The following is a 20,052-nucleotide window of genomic DNA, read 5'->3' as shown; positions in this document are numbered from 1 at the left end:
CCCCGCAATACCGCCTCCGGTCTCAAGAGGGCGATCGTGACGCCCTCGTGACGTACCGTCAGCCGTGCACGGCCGGGGTGAGCGGAGGCACGGGCGTCGCCTCGACCGAGCGCGCCGCACGGTCCAGCGCGCTCGCCAGGAGGGCCAGGTCCGTCGGGCCGTTGCCCAGCTCACGGACCGGCCGACGGGTGGGCGGATCGCCCATCCGCTCCCACTCCAGCGGGACCACCGTCGGGCGGAGCGTGGCCGTCCGGGGGATCCGGCCCGTCACGCGGCCCGCCTGGAAGGGGGTCACCCGGCCGTCCGGATGCCCGAGCCGGCCCCGCCCGGCCGCCGGCACGTCCGGGCCCGCCGTGACCGGGGGCGCGTCGAGCACGATCCGCAGCCGGGCCCCGTGGGCCAGCTCGGTGTCGGAGGTGCGGTCCGGGCGCGCCGAGGTCGCGACGAGGTGCACCCCGAGCCGCGCGCCGTGCCGCGCGACGGCCTCCAGGGCCCGCACGACGGAGCCGGCGGCCGGCCGGCCGGGGGAGCCGAGCGCGGGGGCGACCAGGGCGTCGAAGTCGTCGACGAGGACGACGAGCCGGGGCAGCTGCCCGGCGCCCCCGGCCCGCGCGGGAGCCTGCTCCCCGGAGGCGGGCCGCGGGATCCGGCCGCCGGCCGTCTCGTCGCCGGTACGCAGGGTGCGGGCGCTCGCCCGGTCGTCGAGGGCCCCGCCGTCCCGCCGGGGCAGCCGCCCACTGGGCGTGTCGGCCAGGAACCCCTCCCCACCCGCCCGTGTGACGCGGCCGCTGGGGTGGTCGGTGAGGTCGCCGGTGCGGGGGACACGGCCGCTGGGGTGGTCCGTGAGGTCGCCGGTGCGTGTGACGCGACCGCTGGGGTGGTCCGTGAGGTCGCCGGTGCGCGGGACACGGCCGCTGGGACCGTCCTGGAGGTCTCCGGCGCCGGGGTACGGGACCCGGCCGCTCGCGCGCCCCGTGAGGTCGTCCGCGCCCGGGCGGGGGACGCGGGCACTCGGGCGGCCCGTCACGTCGTCCGCGCCGGGGTACGGGACCCGCCCGCTCGGGCGGCCGGTGAGGTCCTCGCCGGCCGGGTGCGGGATTCGCCCGCCCGCGCGGCCCGTCAGGTCGTCCGCGCCCGGCTGCGCGGCCCGGTCGCCCGGGTAGGGGGTGGGGGCGCCGTCGCCCGTGCGGAGGGTGCGGCTGCTCGGGCGGCTGCCGAGCTCGCCCGTGCCCGGGTGGGGGACCCGGCCGCTCGCGCGGCCGGTCACGTCCTCCGCGCCGGGGTACGGGACCCGCCCGCCCGGGCGGCCGGTGAGGTCCTCGCCGCCCGGGTACGTGATCCGGCCGCTCGGGCGGTCGTGCGGGGGAGCGTCCTGCGAGCGGCCGCCGCGGCCGCTCGGGAGCGAGCCGATCGTGCCGTCGCCGGTGCGGAGGGTGCGGCTGCTCGGACGGTCGGAGACGCCGTCGGCGTCCGCGACGCGGACGGTCGCGCGGACACCCGGCGGCACGGACTCCGCCGCGCTCGGGGCGCGCTGCCCGATCAGCCGGTCGGCGGCACGCGCCGCCCCCCGACGGTCGGCGAAGTGACCGTCGCCCAGCAGCTCCGCCCTGCGCTTCAGCTCGGCGCCCAGCGCCTGCGCGAACTCCCGCATCCGCACCGGGTCCGAGGCGACCAGGTGCTCGGTGACGTGCGGCAGCTCCGTACAGACCGCGAGGCCCTCGCCGCGCTCGCCGCCCGCGCCGTCCACGAGGAGCAGGCCGAGCCGGTCCGGGCGGCCGCCCGCAGCGAGGGAGGCGGCGATCGAGCGGAGCAGCTCCGTGCGGCCGCTGCCCGCCGGACCCTCGATGAGCAGGTGCGGGCCCTCCTGGGTGAGGTCCACGGCCAGCGGACCGCGCGGGCCCGCGCCCAGGACGGCCGTGCCGTCCGCGGCGGAGGCCCAGCGGGCCATCAGGGAGGCGGGGGTCGCGCGGGCGAGCCCGAGCTCGTCGAGCAGACGGGACGACGGGGGCAGCGCGGCGCTCCGGCCGTGCGGCGCCGCCGCCGTCTCGGGGCGCAGCGGGGCGAGGGCCCGGCCGAAGCGCTCGGCCCAGGCGACGGACACCGCGTCGACGACGCCGACCGTGCCGTGCCCCGCGAGCCGCCCGCCGGCCGTCCGCAGCAGCCGCAGCGCCGTCGCCACGTCACCGCTGAGGAGCGCGGCGGCGCCGCACTCGCGGAAGGCGAGGGAGGCGGCGCAGGCGGCCTCGTAGGTGGCGGCCACCGGCGAGTCCGGGGTGGCGGCGGGCGCCTCGGCGAGGCACAGGAGGTGGATGCCGGCCGCCGCGCCCACGCCCGCGAGCCGGGCGACCGTCTCGCGCAGCGCCGCCGAGCCGGGGTCGCCGTCGACGACCACGACGGTCGTCGGCCCGTCGTGGCGGGCGGCCGCCTCGGCGACGGACGTACGGTCGGCGCTGGGCCAGCCGGGCCCGAGCGGGCCGTCGTCGAGCCGGCGGGTCAGCTCGGCCGTGCGGGCCTGGGCCTGCTCGCGGTCGTACGCCAGGAGCAGCCGGCAGTCCTGGCCGTGGGCCGGGCGGACGTGCGGGAGCCAGCCCAGCCAGCCCCAGGCCCGGCGCCGCTCCTCCAGGGAGCGGTTCCGGTCGGCGCTGATGAGCACGATCTCCAGGTCGGAGGGGGAGTGCAGGGCGGCGAGCTGGGCCACGACCGAGCGGGCGAGCCCGGTGAGCCGGTCGCCGGGGCCCGCCAGGCCGAGGGAGCCGGCCTCGCGGAGACCGACGGTGACGGGCACGCCGGAGAGGTCGGCGCGGTCCGTCGTGCCGAGCCGCACGACGAGCGCCTCGGGGTGGTCCGCCGCCCGCTCCCAGAGCCGGGGGCCGGGGCCGAGGGCGGTGAGCAGGACGGTGGCCGGATCGGGCCAGGTGCCGGGGGCCGGGACGGCACCGGGGGCGCCGTCCCCGGCGCCGGAGTCTGGGCGGATCCCGGTGTGGGTGTCCGGGGCGTCGGGGAAGGCGCGGACGTCCTCGGCGGGGAGCTCCTCGCGCCCGCCGGCCAGCCGTCTGGCCCAGGCCCCGAGCCCGCGCCTGCCGCCGCGCGCGGGCGGGACGGGCGGCGCGGGCGCGTCGCCCCGGCCGGGGGTCGCGTCCGGCGCGTCGTCGTGGCCGGGGTGTGTCCCGCCCGGCTGCCCCGCGTGCGCGTACCCGTCCTCGGGGACCTCGCCGAACGCGATCCCGCGCGCGCCGCCGTGCGTGGCGTCCTCGGAGGGCCCGACCCGGTCGGTCCGGTCCGGCAGGTCCGTGGCGTGCGCGACCCGGAGATGGCCCTCCCCGTCCGGGGCGGTCGCCACCACGTCCGTGCCGCCGGGGGCGCCGCCGGGGCCCGTCAGGCGGAGGGCGGACTCGCCGAGGCGCAGCAGGGCGCCCGGGCGGAGCGGGACGGGGCGGTCGCCGACGGGCGCGCCGTCGAGCGTCGTCCCGTTCGTCGAGCCGTGGTCGGCGACCGTGACGCGGCCGTCGTCGGCGACGGTCACGGTGCAGTGGGAGCGGGAGACGTCCGGGTCGTCGAGCGGCACGTCGGCGTCGACGGAACGGCCGATTCTGATCGCTCCGCCGTGCAGCAGGTGGACGCCGCCCGCGTCGGGGCCCGCGACCACGTGCAGCCGGGCGGAGGCCGTCTCGTCGGACCGGTCGTCCGGGCCCGGGACCTGGAGGGAGAGGACCGCGCCGTCGACCAGCGGCGGTTCGCCGAGGACGCAGCGCCGGCCGTCGAGCCGCTCCGCGCCCGCGTAGAGCACGGTCGTGCCCGAGGCGGAGGTGTCGGGTCCCGTGACGGCGGCGGCGAGGTTCGAGGCCACGGCGGCGAGGGCCGTCCCGGCGGGCGCCGTGACGAGCACGTCGCAGGTGCGCCCGGCGCCGTGGCCGGCGTACGGCGCGAGGACGGTCAGCCGGATCTGCATCGCCGTCAGCGGTCCCTTCTGCGCGAGATGGCCCGGCAGGAGGGAACCGCCCTGTGTCTCCCCCCACCCGGCACGGACGCGCGTCGCCCGGTACAGGTCGGCACGGCGGCACGGGGGCTCCCGACCCCGTCGACGCGACGTGCTGGAGGCATCCTCGCACCTGCCGCCGACAACACGCCCGCGGGTCGGTCACAAGTGATCTTGAATGGTCGGCCGTGGGCGAGAAATAGCCCGGTTGGGCATGCCTTCGGAGCATGCGTGGCAACCGTCGTCCCCCGTGGAGCGTCTTCTTCCGGACAAGTTCACGACGGTTCCCGCCCGCTCCGGGCGCCCGGAGGGGCGCCCGCACGGCATCGGGACCGGGCTGTGGACGACCGGCCGGTGACCCGTTCGGCGGCACTAAAGTGGGTCGGACACCCGGACGGGTCACAACAGAGGACAGGGACCGCGGGGACACATCGGGAAGCACCCCAGGACCAACGATCAGCAGGGAGCGCGTGACGTGCGGCCTATCGGCAGCAAGTACCTGCTCGAGGAGCCGCTCGGACGCGGCGCCACGGGCACCGTCTGGCGAGCCCGCCAGCGGGAGACGGCGGGCGCCGAGGCGGCCGTGCCCGGCCAGCCCGGCGAGACCGTCGCGATCAAGGTCCTCAAGGAGGAGCTGGCCAACGACGCGGACATCGTGATGCGCTTCCTGCGCGAGCGGTCCGTGCTGCTGCGGCTCACCCATCCGAACATCGTGCGCACCCGCGACCTGGTCGTCGAGGGCGATGTCCTCGCCCTCGTCATGGACCTCGTCGAGGGCCCCGACCTGCACCGGTACATCCGGGAGAGCGGCCCGCTCACCCCGGTCGCCGCCGCGCTCCTCACCGCCCAGATCGCCGACGCGCTCGCCGCCAGCCACGCCGACGGCGTCGTCCACCGCGACCTCAAGCCGGCCAACGTGCTGCTCGCCGAGCAGGGCGGCCAGATGCACCCGATGCTGACCGACTTCGGCATCGCGCGCCTCGCCGACTCCCCGGGCCTGACCCGCACCCACGAGTTCGTCGGCACGCCGGCGTACGTGGCGCCGGAGTCCGCCGAGGGCCGCCCGCAGACCTCCGCCGTCGACATCTACGGCGCGGGCATCCTCCTCTACGAGCTCGTCACCGGCCGGCCCCCGTTCGCCGGCGGCACCGCCCTGGAGGTCCTGCACCGGCACCTCAGCGAGGAGCCGCGGCGCCCCTCGACCGTGCCCGGACCGCTCTGGACGGTCATCGAGCGCTGCCTCAGCAAGGACCCGGAGCGGCGGCCCAGCGCCGTGAACCTCGCCCGGGGCCTGCGCGCGGTCGCCGCCGGCATCGGCGTGCACGCCACCCCCGCCCAGATCGAGGCCGCGGACGGCGTCGGGGCGCTCCTCGCTCCGGACCCTGACCCCGCGCCGGTCCCCGGCACCCCCGAGGCCCCGGCGGTCGGCGCCGCCGACCCGACCCAAGTGCTGCCCACCGGCGCCGCCGCCGGGATGCCCCCGCAGTACGATCCCGGCGCCGCGACCAGCGTCATGCCGACCGGCGGCCCGGGCGCCGCCGACCCGACGGCCGTCATGCCCCCCGTGCCGCAGAACCCTCCGGCCGAGGACCCGCATCCCTGGCAGAGCCAGCTGCGCCAGGTCCGCGACCGCAACGAGCAGACCCAGGTGCAGTACCTGGACCCGAGCGAGGACCCCCTGCGCCGCCGCCCGCAGCGCAGGCCCCAGCAGCCGCAGCAGCAGCCCGGCCCGTACGGCCAGCAGCAGGGGCAGCAGCCGCCGCCCTACCAGCAGCAGCGCCCGGCCCCGCAGCGCCCCGCCGCGCAGCCGTACCAGCAGCAGCCGCAGCAGTACGCGCCCCCGCCGCCGCCCCAGCAGCAGTACGCCCCGCCCCAGCAGCAGTACACGCCGCCGCAGCCGCCGCCCCAGGCCCCGGCGCCGCGCGAGCCGCGCCCGCCGCGCCAGCGCAGCGCCAACCCGGTCCGGATCCCCGGCCTCGGCTGCCTCAAGGGCTGCCTGATCATGATCGTGCTCTTCGTGGTCGCCGGCTGGCTCGTCTGGGAGCTCACCCCGCTCCAGGACTGGGTCGCCCAGGGCAAGGGCTACTGGGAGGCCATCGGCGACGGCATCTCGTCCTTCACCGACTGGGTCTCCTCGCTCGCCGATTCCACCGGTTCCGGGGGTACTACCGGCGGTACGGGGCAGTAACGCTGCCGATTTGTCGACTTCCGAGGGGTGATTTCCCCTCGGAGGTCGAGACCGGCGGCCGGGGACGCGTAGCTTTGTCGAGAACCGCAGCCGCTGAGGGAGCAGTCTTGGCACGGAACATCGGCAGCCGCTACACCGCCCACCAGATCCTCGGGCGGGGCAGCGCCGGAACGGTGTGGCTCGGCGAGGGACCCGAAGGGCCCGTCGCCGTCAAACTGCTGCGCGAGGACCTGGCCTCCGACCAGGAGCTCGTCGGCCGCTTCGTCCAGGAGCGGACCGCCCTGCTCGGACTCGACCACCCCCGGGTGGTCAAGGTCCGCGACCTCGTCGTCGACGGCAACGACCTCGCCCTCGTCATGGACCTCGTCCGCGGCACGGACCTGCGCACCCGGCTCGACCGGGAGCGCCGCCTCGCCCCCGAGGCCGCCGTGGCGATCGTCAAGGACGTCGCCGAGGCCCTCGCCGTCGCCCACAAGGCCGGCATCGTCCACCGGGACGTCAAGCCGGAGAACATCCTGCTCGACATGGAGGGCCCGCTCGGCCCCGCCGGCGCCCACCCCGCCCTCCTCACCGACTTCGGCGTCGCCAAGCTGATCGACACCCCCGGCCGCACCAAGGCCACCCGGATCATCGGCACCCCCGACTACCTCGCCCCCGAGATCGTCGAGGGCCTCCCGCCGCGCGCCGCCGTCGACATCTACGCCCTCGCGACCGTCCTCTACGAGCTGCTCGCCGGCTTCACCCCCTTCGGCGGCGGCCACCCCGGCGCCGTCCTGCGCCGCCACGTCACCGAGACCGTCGTCCCGCTCCCCGGCATCCCCGAGGAGCTGTGGCAGCTGATCGTCCAGTGCCTCGCCAAGGCCCCCGCCTCCCGGCTGCGCGCCTCCGAGCTCGCCGCCCGCCTGGGGGACGTCCTGCCGCTCCTCAAGGGCATCCCGCCGCTGGACGTCGACGAGCCCGACGCGGAGCCGGCCCCGGAGCCGTACGAGGAGGACACGTACGCCACCGCCGCGGGCCCCGGCGAGCCCGGCCCGCGCCGCGCCGCCGTCCCGCTGGTCCCCGGTGCCTCCGCCGACTCCAACCGCGACACCCACACCTCGATGAGGGTCCCGGCTCCCGACGAGCTCTCCGGCGGCCCCCTCGGCACCGCCCGCGCCCCGCGCCCCGCCGGTGCGCGCCGCCCCGGCTCGGCCCGCCACAAGGCGGTCCGCAAGCGCCGCATCACCCTCACCGTCGCGGCGGTCGTCGTCGCGGGGGCGCTCGGCGCGGGCGGCTACCTGGCGGTCTCGGGGGACTCGGACGCCCCGCCGCAGGACTCCAAGCAGTCCTCCCTGCCGTAGGAGCGGCGGCGAGCCGTTACGCTGGACGCGTGGCAGTCGTCGATGTATCCGAAGAGCTGAAGTCCCTCTCCTCGACCATGGGGTCGATCGAGGCCGTCCTGGACCTCGAGAAGCTGAGGGCCGACATCGCCGTGCTCGAAGAGCAGGCCGCGGCCCCGTCCCTGTGGGACGACCCGGAGGCGGCGCAGAAGATCACGAGCAAGCTTTCGCACCTCCAGGCCGAGGTGCGCAAGGCCGAGACCCTGCGCGGCCGGATCGACGACCTCGCGGTGCTCTTCGAGCTCGCCGAGGAGATGGACGACCCGGACACCCTCGCCGAGGCCGAGACGGAGCTGACCTCCGTCCGCAAGGCCCTCGACGAGATGGAGGTCCGCACCCTCCTCTCCGGCGAGTACGACGAGCGCGAGGCCCTGGTCAACATCCGCGCCGAGGCCGGCGGCGTCGACGCCTCCGACTTCGCCGAGCGGCTCCAGCGCATGTACCTGCGCTGGGCCGAGCGGCACGGCTACTCCACGGAGGTCTACGAGACCTCGTACGCGGAGGAGGCGGGCATCAAGTCCACCACCTTCGTGGTGAAGGCCCCGTACGCCTACGGCACGCTCTCCGTCGAGCAGGGCACCCACCGGCTCGTCCGGATCTCGCCCTTCGACAACCAGGGCCGCCGCCAGACCTCCTTCGCCGGCGTCGAGATCCTGCCCGTCGTCGAGTCCTCGGACCACGTCGAGATCGAGGAGTCGGACCTGCGCGTCGACGTGTACCGCGCCTCGGGCCCCGGCGGCCAGGGCGTCAACACGACCGACTCGGCCGTGCGCATCACGCACCTTCCGACCGGCATCGTCGTCTCCTGCCAGAACGAGCGCTCCCAGATCCAGAACAAGGCGAGCGCCATGAACGTCCTCCAGGCCAAGCTCCTGGAGCGGCAGCGCCAGGAGGAGCGCGCCAAGATGGACGCCCTCAAGGACAGCGGCAGCTCCTGGGGCAACCAGATGCGGTCGTACGTCCTCCACCCGTACCAGATGGTCAAGGACCTCCGTACGGAGTTCGAGGTCGGCAACCCGCAGGCCGTCCTGGACGGCGAGATCGACGGCTTCCTTGAGGCTGGCATCCGCTGGCGCAAGCAGCAGGACAAGTAGTCCCCCCGGTCGTACGCGTCGGGCCCCGCACCTCTCGGTGCGGGGCCCGACGCCGTTCCGGGATTCCCGCGCATTCGCTGACGCAAGCGGAAGCGAGGCCGTCGGAGCGCTTTGTCGACAAGGGAACTGCCCCCTCAGGGCCCGGAGTTCCGGCTTACGTCACAGTTGCATCAGCGCATGCCGGACACCTGGTGATCTTTCGGGCATCGCACGCGCAACGACCTTGACGCCTCATCGGAAACTCGGAAGGGTGACGTACTGGCATGCGCTTCTCTGGGACGCGTGTGAACGGGGGCCGGTCCAGTCGTGACGCACCCCGGCTGCGCGAGGTGCCCGAGCGCTGCCCCATGACGAGATGAGCTACTGGGGGTAGCAGCCAGATGACCAACAAGACGCGAGTCCGCCTGGTGCGGGTCGCGGCCAGTGCCGTGATCATCGCCGGTGCGTCCCTGACGGCGGCCGGTGCCGCGCAGGCCGTCGGCGGATTCGGAGACTCGAACCAGACGCAGGGTGCCGAGGTCGGCGTCCAGTCCGTGGGTGAGACCGACGGCGGCAACACGATCCTCGGCGGGATCTCCGGCGGCGCCTCCGACGGTGGCGCGGCCGATGGCGGTGCGGCTGCCGACGGTGGTGCGGCTGCCGATGGTGGCGCGTCCGCTGACGGTGGTGCGGCTGCCGACGGTGGTGCCGCTGCCGACGGTGGCGCGGCCGCCGACGGTGGCGCGGCCGCCGATGGTGGTGCGGCTGCCGACGGTGGTGCCGCCGCCGATGGTGGTGCCGCCGCCGATGGTGGTGCCGCCGCCGACGGTGGTGCGTCCGCCGACGGTGGCAACAGCAGTGACGGTGGCAACTCGTCCGACGGTGGCAACTCCTCGGACGGTGGCAACTCCTCCGACGGCGGTAACTCCTCCGACGGTGGCAACAGCAGCGACGGTGGCAACTCCACCGACGGCGGCAACTCCTCCAACGGTGGCAACTCCACCGACGGCGGCAACTCGTCGAGCGGCTCCGGCTCCAACGGCTCGGGCTCCAACGGCTCCGGCTCGACCGGCACCACCGGCGGCTCCACCACCACGGGCGGTTCCAGCACCACCGGTGGCTCCAGCAGCACCGACGGCGGCAGCTCGACCACCGGCGGCTCCACCGCCACCGGCGGTGGCTCGTCCACCGACGGCGGCACCTGCACCGTCGACCTCGACGGTGCCGAGTGCGTGGACACCCCGAACAACACCGACACCGACCAGGCCGGCTCGCAGCCCGTCCAGCAGGGTCAGGCGAAGGAGGAGCTCGCCGAGACCGGTGCGGCCGAGACCTCGTTCCTGATCATCGGTGCCGCGACCATGATCGCCGGTGGCATCGGCTTCCGGATGCTGCCGCGCCTCGTCGGCGGTGGCCGCGCCGCCGTCTGACGCACCCGCGTAGACGCATGGCGAAGGGCCGGGGAGTCCGCTCCCCGGCCCTTTCGCATGCGTGAGGCCCGCGTGGGCTCCGGCCGCCCTCCGCCGGTCAGGCCGCCTGGAAGGCGGCGAGCAGGGCGATCGCCGCGAGCAGCGCGATCGCCAGCGTCAGCAGCATCGCGGGGGACGGCCCCTGGGGGGTCAGACGCTCCCGGTTCGCGCGGCAGACGGGGCAACGGCCCTCGGCGACCGGGGCCGCGCAATGGGCGCACACCAGTCGGTCGTAGGTCATGCGCTCTCCTCCTCCCGCACTGGGGTCCACACCCGGGACAACGCCCGGAGGGGTCCGGACGTTCCCCCTACCACTGTGCCAGCTCCGCGGCGTTTCGGCGCGCCCCGCCGGATTGCCCGCCTTCGGTCCCGCGGGGCGAAAAGGATAAACGTCGCAAGCCAGGACCGCGACTGCGCGGGTGATCCCCGGTCGCGTAAGGTCACGCACACCTACTCCCGGCCGACCGTGGTGCATCCGTGATCCGATTCGACAATGTCTCCAAGTCCTATCCGAAGCAGAGCCGCCCCGCGCTCCGGGACGTCTCCCTGGAGATCGAGAAGGGGGAGTTCGTCTTCCTCGTCGGCTCCTCCGGCTCCGGAAAGTCGACTTTCCTGCGTCTGCTCCTGCGTGAGGAGCGCGCCAGTCAGGGGCAGGTGCACGTCCTCGGCAAGGACCTCGCCCGGCTCTCCAACTGGAAGGTGCCGCAGATGCGGCGCCAGCTGGGCACCGTCTTCCAGGACTTCCGCCTGCTGCCCAACAAGACCGTCGCCGAGAACGTGGCCTTCGCGCAGGAGGTCATCGGCAAGCCGCGCGGCGAGATCCGCAAGGCCGTGCCGCAGGTGCTCGACCTGGTCGGGCTGGGCGGCAAGGAGGACCGGATGCCGGGCGAGCTCTCCGGTGGTGAGCAGCAGCGCGTCGCCATCGCCCGGGCCTTCGTCAACCGGCCGATGCTGCTGATCGCCGACGAGCCCACCGGCAACCTCGACCCGCAGACCTCCGTCGGCATCATGAAGCTGCTCGACCGGATCAACAGGACAGGGACCACCGTCGTCATGGCGACCCACGACCAGAACATCGTCGACCAGATGCGCAAGCGCGTCATCGAGCTCGAGAAGGGCCGCCTCGTCCGTGACCAGGCGCGCGGCGTCTACGGATACCAGCACTGACGGCGGGGGAACCAGAACACCATGCGCGCTCAGTTCGTGCTCTCCGAGATCGGTGTCGGTCTCCGGCGCAACCTCACGATGACCTTCGCCGTCATCGTCTCCGTGGCCCTCTCGCTCGCCCTGTTCGGCGGCGCGCTGCTCATGCGCGAGCAGGTCAGCACGATGAAGGACTACTGGTACGACAAGGTCAACGTCTCCATCTTCCTCTGCAACAAGGCGGACGCGGCCACCGCGGCCAAGTGCTCCAAGGGCGCGGTCACGGGCCAGCAGAAGCAGCAGATCGAGGCCGATCTGAAGAAGATGGACATCGTCGAGTCCGTCCAGCACGAGACGGCCGACGAGGCGTTCAAGCACTACAAGGAGCAGTACGGCGACACCGCCATCGCCTCCGTGGTGACGCCGGACCAGATGCAGGAGTCCTTCCGGGTCAAGCTCAAGGACCCGGAGAAGTACAAGGTCGTCGCCACGGCCTTCGCCGGCCGTGACGGCGTCGAGTCGGTGCAGGACCAGCGGAACATCCTGCAGAACCTCTTCGACCTGATGAACGGCATGAACATCGCGGCCCTCGGCGTGATGGGCCTGATGCTGATCATCGCGCTGATGCTGATCGTCAACACCGTGCGCGTCTCGGCCTTCAGCCGCCGCCGCGAGACCGGCATCATGCGGCTCGTCGGCGCGTCCAGCTTCTACATCCAGATGCCGTTCATCATGGAGGCCGCGTTCGCCGGACTCCTCGGCGGCGGCGTCGCCTGTGTGCTGCTGCTGGTCGGCCGGTACTTCCTCATCGACCACGGCATCGCGCTCGCCGAGAAGATGCAGCTGGTCAACTTCATCGGATGGGACGCCGTCCTCGCCAAGCTGCCGCTGGTGATCGCCATCGGCCTGCTCATGCCGGCCGTGGCCGCCTTCATCGCGCTGCGCAAGTACCTCAAGGTGTGAGAAGAGACCACTCGCGTCCGATGGCGTCGTGCGGCCAAAGCCCGTGCGGCGCCATCGCCTTGTCCTAGAGTGGGCGGCATGTCGGCCGGGCCCGCACCCTTCTGTATCCGGCCCCGCGGAGTCGTCCGCGGGGCCGTTCTGACGTTGGTCTTCACCGGGGTCCTGGCCACCGCGGCCGCGACCGGCGCGCTGCCCCGGCAGGAGCGTCCGGGTCCGGAGCGGCCCGCGCAGGCCGCTCCGGACGGCGGGACCGTCGACAGCGCCGCGCTCAGCCGGGCGGCCGCCGCGGCCATGGCCGACGGGAAGTCGGGCAAGAAGGCCGCCGAGGAGTTCGTCAGCCGCAGCGGGGACCGCTGGGGCGCGGTGTACGACAAGAAGGAGTACGAGGAGTTCGAGCAGGCCCTCGGCGGCACGTACACCGGGGTGGGCCTCTCCGCCGGGCGGGCCGGGGCGGACGGGGTGCGGGTGACGCGGGTGCGGCCCGGGGGACCCGCGGAGCGGGCCGGGCTGCGGGCCGGCGACCGGCTGGTGTCCGTCGACGGGCGCGCGGTGGACGGACTCTCCATCTCCGAGGTCGTCGCGCTGCTGCGCGGCGACGGAGTTCCCGGCTCGTCCGTCGCCCTCCGCGTCGAGCGCGGCCGCGCGGCCTGGACGCAGACCCTGCGCCGGGCCCGGCTGACGACGGACCCGGTCACCGTCCGCCGCCTCGACGACGGGGCCGTGCTGATCCGGGTCACCGCCTTCACCAAGGGCGCGGGCACGCGCGTGCGGGACGCCGTGCGGGCCGCCCCGGCCGGCGCCGGCGTCCTCCTGGACCTGCGGGGCAACGCGGGCGGCCTGGTCGCGGAGGCGGCCGTCGCCGCCTCCGCCTTCCTCGACGGCGGTCTCGTCGCCACGTACGACGTGGCGGGCGAGGAGCGGGCCGTGTACGCGGAGGGCGGCGGCGACACCGGCAGGCCCCTGGTGGCGCTGATCGACGGGGGCACGATGAGCGCGGCCGAGCTGCTCACGGGCGCCCTCCAGGACCGGGGCCGGGCGGTCACCGTCGGCTCGCGGACCTTTGGCAAGGGCTCGGTCCAGATGCCGAGCGCCCTGCCCGACGGGTCCGTCGCCGAGCTGACCGTCGGCCACTACCGCACCCCCGCCGGGCACGCCGTCGACGGCCGGGGCATCACGCCGGACCTGACGGCGGACGCGGGGGCCGAGGAGCGGGCGAGAACGGTATTGAGTGGCCTCGGAGGGGCCTCGTAGTGCGAAAATGAGCGCACTATGGCAAAGGGACTCGTGAACGTGCAGGGCAAGCCTGCCAAGAAGAACCAGGACAAGGCGCCGGAGCGCAAGCTCATCGCGCAGAACAAGAAGGCGCGGCACGACTACCACATCATCGACACCTACGAGTGCGGTGTGGTGCTCATGGGCACCGAGGTGAAGTCGCTGCGCATGGGCCGGGCCTCGCTGGTCGACGGCTTCGTCCAGATCGACGGCCACGAGGCGTGGCTGCACAACATCCACGTGCCCGAGTACATGCAGGGCAGCTGGACCAACCACCACGCGAAGCGGAAGCGCAAGCTGCTGCTGCACCGGGCCGAGATCGACAAGCTGGAGTCGAAGTCGCAGGAGACGGGTCACACGATCGTGCCCCTCGCCCTGTACTTCCTGAACGGCCGGGTGAAGTGCGAGATCGCGCTCGCCAAGGGCAAGAAGGAGTACGACAAGCGGCAGACCCTGCGGGAGAAGCAGGACACGCGCGAGACGAACCGGGCGATCGCGGCGGCGAAGCGGAAGCAGCGGGCGGCGCAGAGCGCCTAGCTCCGGTAATACGCTGGCGACGGCACCCGTCGGTCACGTACGATGGGGACCGCACCCCGACGAGGGTGCGACCTTTGAAAAACAACATGGGGATGATCGGTTTCGACAGCGGATGTCGAAGCAGTGGGAAGCGTGTCGAGGAAGCGGCAATGATCTCGTAAACCATATGTCGCAACCAATAATCGCCAACACCAAGAGCGATAACTCCCGCTTCGCCCTCGCTGCCTAATTTTAGGTAACGACAAGAAGCCTCTGTGAGGAGCGTCAGCCCGGGGGTGGTCCCGACCCGGATCCTGGCGTCATTCAGGGATCTAAACCTCCTGCCCCGGTCACGGGGGTAGGAGGGAAATCAAACAGTGACTGAGCCCGTTCCGGACTTGTCTGGGTGATCCGGAGGGCTGAGAAAATCGCACCAGACTGCACACGGAGAAGCCCTGATTCCGCACCGTTGGACGCGGGTTCGATTCCCGCCATCTCCACTCATCCCATGTGGGCAGAGGCCCGGTGGTCGCGCGAGCGACCGCCGGGCCTCTGTCATGTCCGGCGCCCGTCCCGCACGGCCGCGTCACGCCCGGCGGCCCACGCCCGTCGCCGTGCACAGGGCCAGGGCCGTCGTGGCCGCCGTCACCGGGATCAGGAAGCCGAACGCGGCGAAGGGGGCGTGGTCGGCGGCCCAGCCGCCGGACGCCGAACCGGCCGCGATGCCCCCCAGGAGGGCCGTCACGGCGAGGCTCATGCCCTCGTTCAGCTGCGCCGCGGGCGTGAGGCGCTGGACCAGGCCCATGCCCGTCACCATCGTCGGGGCCGTGGCCGTCCCCGCCACCAGGAGCCCGGCGGCCAGCGCCACCAGGGAGCCGGTCGACGCGGCCAGCAGCGGCATCGCCATCAGGACGGCCATCGCGGCCAGACAGGTGCGCAGCCGGGCGGTGCGCCGGGCCCGGCCGTAGAGCAGCCCCGCCGCGAAGGAGCCGGCCGCCTGGAGGGCGAGGACCGGGCCCGCGACGGGACCGTCCACGTACGCCAGGGTGACCACCTCCATGGAACCGAAGACCGCACCGGTGGCGAGGAAGACCGCCAGCAGCGGCGCCATGCCGGGGGTGCGCAGCGGCGAGCCCGCCGCGGTGCGCGGGGCGACCGGCGGCTGGGTGGAGCGCTGGGCGGCGAAGAGGAGGACGCCGCCGAGGAAGAGCGCGCCGGCGGTGAGCGTGCCGGCCTCCGGGAACAGCGCCGAGCAGAGCACGGCGGCGATCACCGGGCCGAGCATGTAGCAGAGCTCGTCGGCGGCCTGCTCGAAGGCGTTCGCGGTGTGCAGCGCGTCCGGGTCGTCCCGGAGGAGGTGCGCCCACCGGGCCCGGGACATCCCGCCCGTGTTGGGGGTGGTGGCGGTGAGGGCGGTCGTGAGGAACAGTGCCCAGACCGGGGCCTTCGCGTGGACGCAGAGCACCAGGACCACGCTGCCGAGGACCGCGTGGGCGGTGGCCGGGACGGCGATCCTGGCCTGGCCGTACCGGTCGACGAGCCGGGCGATCAGCGGGCCGGTCACGGAGCCCACCGCGAGGCCGGTGGCGGTCACCGCGCCGGCCAGGGCGTACGAGCCGTACGCCGCCGAGATCATGATCACGGCGCTCACGCCGAACATGCCCATGGGCAGCCGGGCGATCAGGTTCCCGGCGGTGAAGGCGCGGGTGCCGGGGTGCGCGAAGAGCCTGCGGTAGGGGCCGGCGGGAAGCGCGCGGGGAGCGCGGTCGCGGTAGCGGGGGGCGAGGGCCGGGCCCGCCGGGGTGAGGGTGAGGTCCGGTTGCGGCATGGATCAAGGGTGGGTCGGCACGATCCCGCCGGTCCAACACCTGAGCGGCGGCCATTCACGCACCTGTGGTGTGGAAGGCGGAGGTGACCGTCCACGCCTCCGTGTTGCGGAAGGCCGTGGTGGTCGTCCACGCCCCCGTGCCGCGGAAGGCCGTGGTGGTCGTTCACGCACCTGTGTTGTTGAATGCCGCGGTGACCACCTCCTCGTACGACGCCGACCCCCGCCTGCTGCGTGCCTTCACCGCCGTCGCCGAGGAGCTGCACTTCACCCGCGCCGCCGCCCGGCGGTACGTCGCCCAGCAGGCCCTCAGCCGGGACATCCGGCGCCTGGAGCGGGAGTTGGGCGCCGAGCTGTTCGTACGGACCACCCGGCAGGTCGCCCTCACCCCCGACGGCGAACGTCTCCTCCCGTACGCCCGCCGCGTCCTGGCCGCCCACGACGAGCTCACCGAGGCCTTCCGGGCCGCGCCCCGGCCGCTCTTCGTCGACCTCAACAGCCCCGACCTCGTCCATGAGCGCGTCCTCCTCCGGGCCCGAGAACTCGCCCCGGAACAGGAGCTGATGGCCCGCTACGAGAGCGGACTGACCGGGGCCGCGCAGTCCATCCTGGCCGGCCGGATCGACACCTCCTTCGGCCGGTACGGAGGACTCGACGCGGCGCTCAGGGCGCGGCTCGACGCGCAGTTCGTCCGGTACGAGCCGATGGCCGTGATCCTCCCCGAGGACCACCCCCTCGCCGCCCTGCCCGAGGTGCCGCTCGCCCGTCTCGCCGGCGAGCGGATCTACGCCGGGGCCGGGAACGACCGCACCCCCGAGTGGACCGACCTCGCCGCCCGTCTCTTCGCGGGCCGCGGCATCGCGATCGCGCCGCCCGCGCCGCTCGCGATCGGCCACGAGGAGTTCCGGCGGCTCATGGCCAAGCACCGCGACCCCATCCTCGCCGTCGTCGGCTTCCCGCCCATGCCCGACCGGGTGATCCGGCCCCTCGTCGACCCCGTCCCCCTCTCGCCCGTGAGCCTCGTGTGGCGCAAGGGGCTCCGGCACCCCGGCCTGGACGCCCTCCGCCGCGCGGCTGCCGAGCTGGGCGCCCGGGAGGGCTGGCTGGAGCGCCCGCCCGGCGCCTGGCTGCCCGAGGGGGAGCCGGGGCTGCCCGGGTAGGAGCGGCGCGGGCGATCATGGGGGCGCTCACAGGGACCGTGCGCTCCGGGTGAGAGCAAGGTTCCGTCACCGACACCTCACGGCACCGGCCTGAAACGCGGCCTTCCTAGCGTCGGTGGCATCAGGGATCCGACTTCACGGAGGTACGCGATGGGTGGCCGCTGGATCGAACGCTGGGAACCGGAGGACGAGACCTTCTGGCGGGAGAAGGGGGAACGGATCGCGCGGCGCAACCTCGCCTTCTCCGTCCTCTCCGAGCACATCGGCTTCTCCGTCTGGAGCCTCTGGTCGGTCATGGTCCTCTTCATGGGCCCCGAGTACGGGGTCGACCCCGCCGGCAAGTTCTTCCTCATCGGCACCGCCACCTTCGTCGGCGCGCTGATCCGCGTCCCGTACACCTTCGCCGTCGCGCGCTTCGGCGGCCGCAACTGGACGGTCCTCAGCGCCCTGCTGCTCCTGCTGCCCACCGGCCTCGCCTTCGCGGTGATGGAGCCCGGCACCTCGTACACCACCCTCGTCCTGGTCGCGGCGCTCACCGGCGTCGGCGGCGGCAACTTCGCCTCCTCGATGACCAACATCAACGCCTTCTTCCCGCTGCGGAAGAAGGGCTGGGCGCTCGGCCTCAACGCCGGCGGCGGCAACATCGGCGTCCCCGTCGTGCAGCTCACCGGGCTGCTCGTCATCGGCACCGCGGGCGCCCTGCACCCCCGGATCGTGCTCGGCGTCTACCTGCCGCTGATCGTCGTCGCCGCCGTCTGCGCCGCGCTCTTCATGGACAACCTGGCCCCCGTCAGGAACGACACCGGCGCCGCGAAGGAGGCCGTGCGCTCCCGGCACACCTGGATCATGGCCTTCCTCTACATCGGCAGCTTCGGCTCCTTCATCGGCTACAGCTTCGCCTTCGGCCTCGTCCTCCAGACCCAGTTCGGCCGCACCCCGCTCCAGGCCGCCTCGCTCACCTTCATCGGCCCCCTGCTCGGCTCCCTCATCCGGCCCCTCGGAGGCTCCCTCGCCGACCGGCACGGCGGCGCCCGCATCACCCTGTGGACCTTCGCCGCGATGGCCGCCGCCACCTCGGTCGTGATCTACGCCTCCGTCACCGCCTCGCTCCCCGTCTTCCTCGTCGGCTTCATCGGACTCTTCGTCCTCAGCGGCCTCGGCAACGGCTCCACGTACAAGATGATCCCGGCGATCTTCCTCGCCCAGGGGCACCGCCAGGGCCTCGGCGGCGAGGCCGCCGAGTCCTACGGACGGCGGCTCTCCGGGGCCGCCATGGGCCTCATCGGCGCCGTCGGCGCGCTCGGCGGACTCGGCATCAACCTCGCCTTCCGCCAGTCCTTCCAGACCGCCGGCACCGGCACCGCCGCGTTCGTCGCCTTCCTCGCCTTCTACGCGGCCTGCATGGTCGTGACCTGGGCGGTATACCTTCGGGCCCCGGTCACCGTCCCCTCCGGCGTCCCCGCGGCCGCCGACGGGGCCGCTGAGCCGCGGCCCCGGTCCGGCTACGCCCAGGTGTGACCGCGGTGCCCGGCGCGGACCGTAACGACCAGGAAATACGCGTGAACCCGGACCGTCACGCGTCCCCGTCAGGCTCAGGCCCCATGGACGAGCTAGAACACGGCCCCCTCGCCGGCTTCACGGTCGGCGTCACCGCGGCACGCCGCGCGGACGAGCTCATCGCGCTGCTGCGGCGGCGGGGCGCGGCCGTCGTCCACGGCGCCGCGCTGCGGATCGTGCCGCTCGCCGACGACACCGAGCTCCTCGCCGCCACCAAGGGGCTCATCGACCACGCCCCGGACGTCGTCGTCGCCACCACGGCGATCGGCTTCCGGGGCTGGATCGAGGCCGCCGAGGGCTGGGGGCACGGGGACGAACTCCTCGGCGTCCTGCGCGGCGTCGAACTCCTCGCCCGCGGGCCCAAGGTCAAGGGCGCCGTCCGGGCCGCCGGGCTCACCGAGTCCTGGTCGCCCTCCTCGGAGTCCATGGCCGAGGTCCTCGACCGGCTCCTCGCGGAGGGCGTCGCGGGCCGCCGCATCGCCCTCCAGCTGCACGGCGAGCCCCTGCCGGGCTTCGTGGAGGCGCTCACCGAGGGCGGTGCCGAGGTCGTCGGCGTCCCCGTCTACCGCTGGATGCCGCCCGAGGACCTCGGCCCGCTCGACCGGCTCCTCGACACGACGCTCGCCCGCGGGCTCGACGCCGTGACCTTCACCAGCGCGCCGGCCGCCGCGTCGCTGTTCGCCCGGGCGGCCGAGCGGGGCGTACGGGACGAACTCGTCGCCGCGCTCCGGCACGACGTGCTCGCCGTGTGCGTCGGGCCCGTGACGGCGCTGCCGCTCCAGGCGGCGGGCATCGACACCCACCAGCCCGAACGCTTCCGGCTCGGGCCGCTCGTCCAGCTCCTCTGCCGCGAGCTTCCCGCGCGCGCCCGGGTCCTGCCCGTCGCCGGGCACCGCGTGGAGGTCCGCGGGCACGCCGTCCTCGTCGACGGCGCCCTGCGGCCCGTCCCGCCGGCCGGCATGGCCCTCCTCGGCCTCCTCACCCGCCGGCCCGGCTGGGTCGTCTCCCGCGCCGACCTCCTCCGGGCGCTGCCGGGCGCGGGGCGCGACGAGCACGCCGTGGAGACGGCGATGGCGCGCCTGCGGACGGCGCTGGGGGCGCCGAAGCTGATCCAGACGGTGGTGAAGCGGGGGTACCGGCTGGCGGTGGACGCGTCGCCGTCGGAGAAGTACGACGGGTAGCAACTCCGGTGCGGTCCAGGTCCGTTGTGGGCATGCGTTCCGCCGGGGCGATGGGGGTCCCCCCTGCTCGAGCGAAGCCGAGAGCTTGGGGGAGGGTGGGCACAACGGAACGGCGCCCTTGCCGGCGCCAGAGGCTGTCGCGCCCTGACCCGCACCGCCAAGTGCCCGTCACGCGTGGTGCGGGCCAAGGCCCAGATCGCGGAGGCGCCGCGAGAGCGCGCCGTCCCGTGTGCCCACCCGTCCCGCCCAGCGGGACGATTGCCCACACGGGCAGCGGGTGGCGGGCCCACACGGGGTGGGGCGAAGCCCCCACGGGCGGCGGCGGGCCCGCACGGGCGCGGGCGGCGGAA

Annotated in this window: 14 protein-coding genes and 1 other RNA gene; 12 read left to right on the top strand and 3 right to left on the bottom strand. The window is 74.3% G+C overall.

Annotated elements, in window-relative coordinates; translation table 11 throughout:
• Positions 1-58: 58 nt before the first annotated feature.
• The gene (locus ACFYXU_RS12420; RefSeq protein WP_389457539.1) at positions 59-3,949 is read right to left on the bottom strand and encodes an FHA domain-containing protein; all 3,891 of its coding nucleotides are present in this window, start codon (positions 3,947-3,949) and stop codon (positions 59-61) included.
• Between the two features lie 502 nt (positions 3,950-4,451).
• Here ACFYXU_RS12420 and ACFYXU_RS12415 point away from each other — a divergent pair.
• From ACFYXU_RS12415 to ACFYXU_RS12400, 4 genes are all read left to right on the top strand, one after another.
• Complete coding sequence (locus ACFYXU_RS12415) at positions 4,452-6,164, top strand: protein kinase (protein WP_389457536.1); 1,713 nt, start codon at positions 4,452-4,454, stop codon at positions 6,162-6,164.
• A gap of 107 nt (positions 6,165-6,271) precedes the next feature.
• On the top strand, positions 6,272-7,504 hold the full coding sequence (locus ACFYXU_RS12410) for a serine/threonine-protein kinase (protein WP_376514013.1): 1,233 nt from the start codon (positions 6,272-6,274) through the stop codon (positions 7,502-7,504).
• 29 nt (positions 7,505-7,533) lie between these two features.
• Positions 7,534-8,637 (top strand): peptide chain release factor 2, encoded by a 1,104-nt coding sequence (gene prfB, locus ACFYXU_RS12405; RefSeq protein WP_329850293.1) that lies wholly within the window; start codon positions 7,534-7,536, stop codon positions 8,635-8,637.
• Positions 8,638-9,017: 380 nt separating this feature from the next.
• Complete coding sequence (locus tag ACFYXU_RS12400) at positions 9,018-10,046, top strand: hypothetical protein (protein WP_389457534.1); 1,029 nt, start codon at positions 9,018-9,020, stop codon at positions 10,044-10,046.
• A gap of 97 nt (positions 10,047-10,143) precedes the next feature.
• Here ACFYXU_RS12400 and ACFYXU_RS12395 read toward each other — a convergent pair whose 3' ends face one another.
• Positions 10,144-10,326, bottom strand: coding sequence for a hypothetical protein (locus ACFYXU_RS12395; RefSeq protein WP_329850295.1), 183 nt, complete (start codon positions 10,324-10,326; stop codon positions 10,144-10,146).
• 236 nt (positions 10,327-10,562) lie between these two features.
• Here ACFYXU_RS12395 and ftsE point away from each other — a divergent pair, with 236 nt between their 5' ends.
• From ftsE to ssrA, 5 genes are all read left to right on the top strand, one after another.
• A complete protein-coding gene (ftsE, locus tag ACFYXU_RS12390) occupies positions 10,563-11,252 on the top strand; it encodes a cell division ATP-binding protein FtsE (RefSeq protein ID WP_030692056.1) in 690 nt (229 codons plus the stop codon).
• A gap of 21 nt (positions 11,253-11,273) precedes the next feature.
• Positions 11,274-12,191 carry a permease-like cell division protein FtsX gene (gene ftsX, locus ACFYXU_RS12385; RefSeq protein ID WP_361393369.1) on the top strand — a complete coding sequence of 306 codons (918 nt, stop codon included), beginning with the start codon at positions 11,274-11,276 and terminating at the stop codon, positions 12,189-12,191.
• A 78-nt stretch (positions 12,192-12,269) separates the two neighbouring features.
• On the top strand, positions 12,270-13,442 hold the full coding sequence (locus ACFYXU_RS12380; RefSeq protein ID WP_389457532.1) for a S41 family peptidase: 1,173 nt from the start codon (positions 12,270-12,272) through the stop codon (positions 13,440-13,442).
• A gap of 18 nt (positions 13,443-13,460) precedes the next feature.
• Complete coding sequence (gene smpB / locus ACFYXU_RS12375; RefSeq protein WP_229842970.1) at positions 13,461-14,000, top strand: SsrA-binding protein SmpB; 540 nt, start codon at positions 13,461-13,463, stop codon at positions 13,998-14,000.
• 88 nt (positions 14,001-14,088) lie between these two features.
• Positions 14,089-14,482: a transfer-messenger RNA gene (gene ssrA, locus ACFYXU_RS12370) on the top strand.
• Between the two features lie 83 nt (positions 14,483-14,565).
• On the opposite strand, the gene ACFYXU_RS12365 is transcribed toward ssrA, so the two are convergent.
• A complete protein-coding gene (locus ACFYXU_RS12365) occupies positions 14,566-15,807 on the bottom strand; it encodes an MFS transporter (RefSeq protein WP_389457530.1) in 1,242 nt (413 codons plus the stop codon).
• 191 nt (positions 15,808-15,998) lie between these two features.
• Here ACFYXU_RS12365 and ACFYXU_RS12360 point away from each other — a divergent pair, with 191 nt between their 5' ends.
• From ACFYXU_RS12360 to ACFYXU_RS12350, 3 genes are all read left to right on the top strand, one after another.
• Positions 15,999-16,964, top strand: a complete 966-nt coding sequence (locus ACFYXU_RS12360) for a LysR family transcriptional regulator (RefSeq protein WP_376516965.1) — start codon at positions 15,999-16,001, stop codon at positions 16,962-16,964.
• 150 nt (positions 16,965-17,114) lie between these two features.
• Complete coding sequence (locus ACFYXU_RS12355) at positions 17,115-18,482, top strand: nitrate/nitrite transporter (protein WP_389407071.1); 1,368 nt, start codon at positions 17,115-17,117, stop codon at positions 18,480-18,482.
• Positions 18,483-18,565: 83 nt separating this feature from the next.
• Positions 18,566-19,702 (top strand): uroporphyrinogen-III synthase, encoded by a 1,137-nt coding sequence (locus tag ACFYXU_RS12350; RefSeq protein WP_376516960.1) that lies wholly within the window; start codon positions 18,566-18,568, stop codon positions 19,700-19,702.
• Positions 19,703-20,052: the final 350 nt, after the last annotated feature.

This window comes from Streptomyces sp. NPDC002232 (assembly GCF_042890295.1).
GTDB lineage: Bacteria > Actinomycetota > Actinomycetes > Streptomycetales > Streptomycetaceae > Streptomyces.
Note: the sequence above shows the minus strand (reverse complement) of the source record. Positions and strands in the feature narration are given on the sequence as shown.